The sequence below is a fragment of the uncultured Campylobacter sp. genome, from assembly GCF_938045225.1.
In the GTDB taxonomy this organism is placed as follows: domain Bacteria; phylum Campylobacterota; class Campylobacteria; order Campylobacterales; family Campylobacteraceae; genus Campylobacter_A.
In genome coordinates this window covers 1-4729 of record NZ_CALINL010000315.1, presented here as the reverse complement: position 1 = coordinate 4729, position 4729 = coordinate 1, and the positions used below count along the sequence as shown (strand labels likewise).

General features: G+C 35.2%; 6 protein-coding genes. 5 read left to right on the top strand and 1 reads right to left on the bottom strand.

The window, feature by feature from the left end:
• Positions 1 to 24 precede the first annotated feature (24 nt).
• The 3 genes from Q0200_RS11460 (at position 25) to Q0200_RS11450 (ending at position 2273) form a co-directional block, all read left to right on the top strand.
• On the top strand, positions 25 to 1047 hold the full coding sequence (locus Q0200_RS11460; protein WP_297941240.1) for a replication initiation protein: 1023 nt from the start codon (positions 25 to 27) through the stop codon (positions 1045 to 1047).
• Between the two features lie 385 nt (positions 1048 to 1432).
• The gene (locus Q0200_RS11455) at positions 1433 to 2041 is read left to right on the top strand and encodes a hypothetical protein (protein ID WP_297941239.1); all 609 of its coding nucleotides are present in this window, start codon (positions 1433 to 1435) and stop codon (positions 2039 to 2041) included.
• Positions 1998 to 2273 carry a hypothetical protein gene (locus Q0200_RS11450; protein WP_297941238.1) on the top strand — a complete coding sequence of 92 codons (276 nt, stop codon included), beginning with the start codon at positions 1998 to 2000 and terminating at the stop codon, positions 2271 to 2273. The genes Q0200_RS11455 and Q0200_RS11450 overlap by 44 nt, the downstream gene beginning before the upstream one ends.
• Positions 2274 to 2749: 476 nt before the next feature.
• On the opposite strand, the gene Q0200_RS11445 is transcribed toward Q0200_RS11450, so the two are convergent.
• Positions 2750 to 4006 carry a Cj0814 family flagellar-dependent secreted protein gene (locus Q0200_RS11445; protein WP_297941237.1) on the bottom strand — a complete coding sequence of 419 codons (1257 nt, stop codon included), beginning with the start codon at positions 4004 to 4006 and terminating at the stop codon, positions 2750 to 2752.
• 163 nt (positions 4007 to 4169) lie between these two features.
• Here Q0200_RS11445 and Q0200_RS11440 point away from each other — a divergent pair, with 163 nt between their 5' ends.
• The gene (locus Q0200_RS11440) at positions 4170 to 4433 is read left to right on the top strand and encodes a hypothetical protein (protein WP_297941236.1); all 264 of its coding nucleotides are present in this window, start codon (positions 4170 to 4172) and stop codon (positions 4431 to 4433) included.
• A complete protein-coding gene (locus Q0200_RS11435; RefSeq protein ID WP_366118693.1) occupies positions 4430 to 4708 on the top strand; it encodes a type II toxin-antitoxin system RelE/ParE family toxin in 279 nt (92 codons plus the stop codon). Before Q0200_RS11440 ends, Q0200_RS11435 begins: the two co-directional genes overlap by 4 nt.
• Positions 4709 to 4729: the final 21 nt, after the last annotated feature.

Below are 4729 nucleotides of genomic sequence, written 5' to 3'. Positions count from 1 at the left end.
ATAAAATAATATATGGATTATTGTATGAACGAAGTCGTTATATATTCAAACGAGCTACACGAGCTAAAATTTAATACTCTCACGGAAGCGCAACAAAACGTATTTTTTACTATCTTGCAACAGTTTAGAAATACGGACGGCTACATATTAGAACTTGATTTTTATAAAGTATTCGAGTTGGCTCAAGTAGCTGACAGCAGTAGCTATCGAAAAGAAATCTTAGATAAGCTCGGTAAGCTGCAAGAGTTTAAATTTCGGTATGAAATCAATGATGAAGGGGATTTACGGCAAGAGATTATTTTTCCCATGCTTGAAACAGACACCAAAAATAGAATTTTAAGAGTTCAGGTATCACAAGGTTTTAAGGATCGCTATATTTCAAGCCCACTAAAAGGCTGGACAAGGTATGAATTAGCCGAGTTTGTGGGGCTTAGCGGGACGTATGCAAAGACCATTTATCGATATTTGAAGCAGTTTAGGCAAACTGGTTTATGGCATATTAAATATAAAGACTTCAAGGAGCTTTTAGGGATACCCGAAAGCTATCAAGCGTGCAATATAGACCAGCAAATTTTAAAGCCAGCAATAAGAGAACTATCAGCAGAACGCAACCTGTTTGATCAGCGACGAGCACCGTTCAAAGGGCTTATGATAAAAAAGATTAAAAGCGGACGAAATATCGACGCATTAGAATTTTACTTTGAGCCGCAGCCTATAAGCGACATCGAGCGCGACAAAAAAGAAAACCGCCGAAATTTAGACACGATAGCGAGCGACATCAAGCGCCAAGATATGCTTCGAGAGTTAAAGCGCAGCAACCCTATCACGGGCAAAGCCGTCAATGACTTTGACCCGTATATAGGCAGATACCTACGCATATACAACGAAAAAATGAACGTCACGGATATACTAAAAATCCAAAGCTTCGAGCAAAGCGGGGAGCAAATAGAGGTCAAGCTTTTCAACGTCGATGACGAATACTCGACCGTAATGAGATTTGACAATTTTAAGCACTTTAAAAATACTTTCGAGAGGTACGGGGACTAAATGACGACAATCAAAGACGAACCCGGCTTAAACGAAGCAGATCAAAAAGAGCTTGAGAAAATCATCGCCGCAGACGATCGCGGCGAAATAGAATAATGCCTTAGTTTAGGATATTAGTTGCTCATTAGCATATAAAATAGCTCTACTATTTGATTTCCTATAATACGAAAAAGTATAGATAAAACTGCTCTTTGGATTACATATACTATTATTTTTTTCACCATATATCCTTTTTACACTATTTATCTTTGTCTGATAATTCTATTTTTTACCGTCCTAAAAAACGTATATAATTTTTTAAGCTGGTTCTAAATAATATTGTAATATTATATGTTTTTAACATATAATATTACAATTATGTTTTTAACATATAAGAGGCATAAGTATGAATTTAGCGGTTCTGCAATTAAAGGGCGGGGTAGGAAAAACGCCGCTAAGCTTTAGTTTGGCTAAAGACCTAGATCTAAATTGGCAAAGCAACGACGACTCGGTCGTGCCACAGTTTTATAAAAAAGGTAAAATATTGGATCGATGCGAGATCGCGACGGATACAATCTATGATTTTGGCGGATTTGCTTCAGCTGGGGTGCTTGAAATTTTAAAACAATGCGATTTTATCATTGTCCCAATTACGCCAAACCCAAATTCTATAAAAAAAGCGGCAAGCACCATATCTCAAATCAAACCGCTTGGCCGCAAGATCATAGGGGTTGTTACGAACATCTCATCTCAAAAAGAGTTAGATGAAACAGTGGCTACAATCAAAGCCGTTAATATCATATGCTCCAAATTCTTTATCTTAAAAAGCTCAAGGATTTTTGAAAATGCAATGACAAACGGCTTGAGCTTTCTTGAGTTATATAATGAAAGTAGCTTAGCAAAACGACAGTATCAATCGTTTATAGATATGTATCAAAAAATCATCGATTACATCAAGGATAGTGTAAATAATGGCGAAATTAGAATTGGATCTCTCAAGCAACGAGATCGATGAACTCGCAACCTCGAGTTTTAAAGAACAGGACAAGGCGCAAAAGGCAAGAAATGTAGGTGGTAGACCAAAGAGCGCAAACCCGGCCGACAAAAGAACCACGATGTTTCTATCCAGCGATGAAATAGCCTTTTTAGATGAGATGGGGTATGTGACTAGGACAAATAGAACGCAATACCTAAGATCGATTATTAGAGAGAAAATGGAAGCTATTAACAGTGAGAAAATATTATAAAAACAATATAGTTAAACTTTTTAAGTTTTCTGCATTTTTAACTAAATTTTTATTGATTTCTTAAGTGTTTTTACTGCTTTAAGCTAAATTTTGCTTAAAGCGGGTATTAAATGCAAACCAAAACATCATTAAAATCGGTACTTGCTTAAATTTGTATTGAAAATTATGATTTTCATTACCTATCCAGTTGATCCACGGTCGGTGGCTTCTTACCGACGAACGGAATATTGTGCCTCGTCTCAATTTTTGATTGCCCTATTTAACTCTTTTTTAGCCTCATCTCGCTCAAATTTTGTTTTTCTAAGAGTTATAGCTGTTCTATTGCGTTTTTGCTGCATTTTTTCTAGCTCTTCGACGCGCATATTTAAACCGTATGCTAGCGCTATGTCCATTTTGGTGAAGCTAATAGAAAATTTGCACCAAGAATTGGCAATACTAATACTTTCTTCAATATTATATCCTTATAAAATAGAAATTTAAGCTTTGATATTTATTGTTTTATTATTAAATTTGTAGCTGTCAGTTAAATTTATAAACGCCGTTTTTACTTCGTTTATGTCTAAATTTACGCCGTGTTGCTTTGACATTTTACTTAGAAATTCAAGCATTTCATTTAGCGCGTCTTTTGAGGTTTGGTTTGCGCTTTTCATAGTTTGCGCGTCTAAATTTTGCTGCATAGCTTTTCGCTGTTCGAGTCTTGCTTTTTGGGCTCTTTCTTGTAGCTTTTTAAGCATCTCTTTAAAGTCTTTATCCATTTGCTCGAATAAAATTTGTAAAGGGTCTTTTGGGGTGTCTGCCTCTTCTTTCTTGGATGTATTTTTAGCTCTTTGATTGATATTATCAAATGCGCGATGAAATTTTATAAATTCTTTCATTGGCTCACTTAGTGCATTAAACTCTTCATCTGAAACTCTATCAGGGTCATGGTTTAAAAGCCAAAGCTGTATTTGTTTATTGTATTCATCGGCATCTAGATTTTTATTGTATCCGTTTAATATCCCTACATATGTCGTTTCCCCTTCGGTCGTCCTCAAATTTTCATTTAAAATACCAACCAAAAGCCCTCCTTTTGTAATGGAGCCATCTTTGTTTGTATATTTGTCTCGTGTAGTATTGAAATTTAGTCCATTAGGTGTAAATGTCTCTTTGCCATTATTGTTGTTATCAAAAATATCAGTCGATGGTTTTAGTTTATTGCCATTGGTGTAATACTCACGAGTAGAGCGATTGTAAAAAGTATTACTCAAAGATCTACCTTTGTTTATTCTTGGGTCAAAGCTAAGCTCTGCAGAAAAATAATCGGATGCAGTATTGTATTTTTTGGTGATCCTTAGTGTCTTTTTATCGTATTCGTAGCCTTGTGGAAATTTTGAGATCTCGTCTGTTGTAAAGCTCTCTTTTGAATTTAGTGTTTTTTCATCTACAAGCTGGGTCAAGACTTTATAGGCATTTCCAACTGTCTTTGCAATGTCAACACTTTTAAAGGAACGAGAGAATTCATGTCTAGTTCTTACACCAACGAGTGATTTTATAGTGTCCGAGTGGATTTTATAGTCATCTGGTATGCCTGCATCTTGATTGAATTCGCTCATAAAGTAGCCGTCTTTATCAACCTTGTAGCCTAAAACACTATCATTAGTATCGGCAATATCACTGTTTTGAATTTTACTCTTAGTAACTGAAATATTCGAAACAGTTATGTCTATACTTTTTAAACTAGGAGCTATAGTCATTTTTATAACCTTTTTGTCTATTATCGATTTAATATCGGCAAAAATTAAAAATACTTAAGTTTATTTTAGGTAAAGTTAAGGCCAAATTTAACAATGTAGGTATTTGAAAATAAATAGATTTTACAAGGGCGTAGTAGATGACGATGAATTTAAGGAGTAAAAAATGACTAATGCGGTTATGCTTCAAGCCAAAGACGGCTTTACCCTAACTAGCGAAATTATTAACGCCATGAAACAATTATTCGGCGAACATATTAACATAATAGAGCTTGATAACGACATGATTGAAACATTGCAAGGCGAAGTAAGTGAGGCTGATGTGATAAAGCTAAAACACATTGTTAAAAAGCTAGATAAAGGTAAGCTTAAATTTTATACCGAAAATGAATTTTCGCAGCAGCTAGCCAAACGAGGTTATCAGTGGTGATCGTATACTCTGACGAGTTTTTAGACGAACTGGGGGTTATAGCTGACCACATTGCCAAAGACAGTAACAGTCGCGCAAATAATTTCATGCAAAGCCTAAAATCGGAAATTACAAAGATCCCGGATATGCCATACAGCTACCGTAAAAATAGAAACATCAATCGTGAAACTATAAGGGATTTAATTTTTAAAGGTTATACGGTTACTTTCTCGATCGGCGACGACAGAATAGAGATCCTAGGAATTTACAAACGAAATTTAACGCGCTTTTCGTGATATATGTAAATTTATAAATAA

Coding starts and splice junctions, on each gene's coding strand:
- Q0200_RS11460 (WP_297941240.1), top strand. CDS start 25: ATGAACGAAGTCGTTATATATTCAAACGAGCTACACGAGCTAAAATTT.
- Q0200_RS11455 (WP_297941239.1), top strand. CDS start 1,433: ATGAATTTAGCGGTTCTGCAATTAAAGGGCGGGGTAGGAAAAACGCCG.
- Q0200_RS11440 (WP_297941236.1), top strand. CDS start 4,170: ATGACTAATGCGGTTATGCTTCAAGCCAAAGACGGCTTTACCCTAACT.
- Q0200_RS11450 (WP_297941238.1), top strand. CDS start 1,998: ATGGCGAAATTAGAATTGGATCTCTCAAGCAACGAGATCGATGAACTC.
- Q0200_RS11445 (WP_297941237.1), bottom strand. CDS start 4,006: ATGACTATAGCTCCTAGTTTAAAAAGTATAGACATAACTGTTTCGAAT.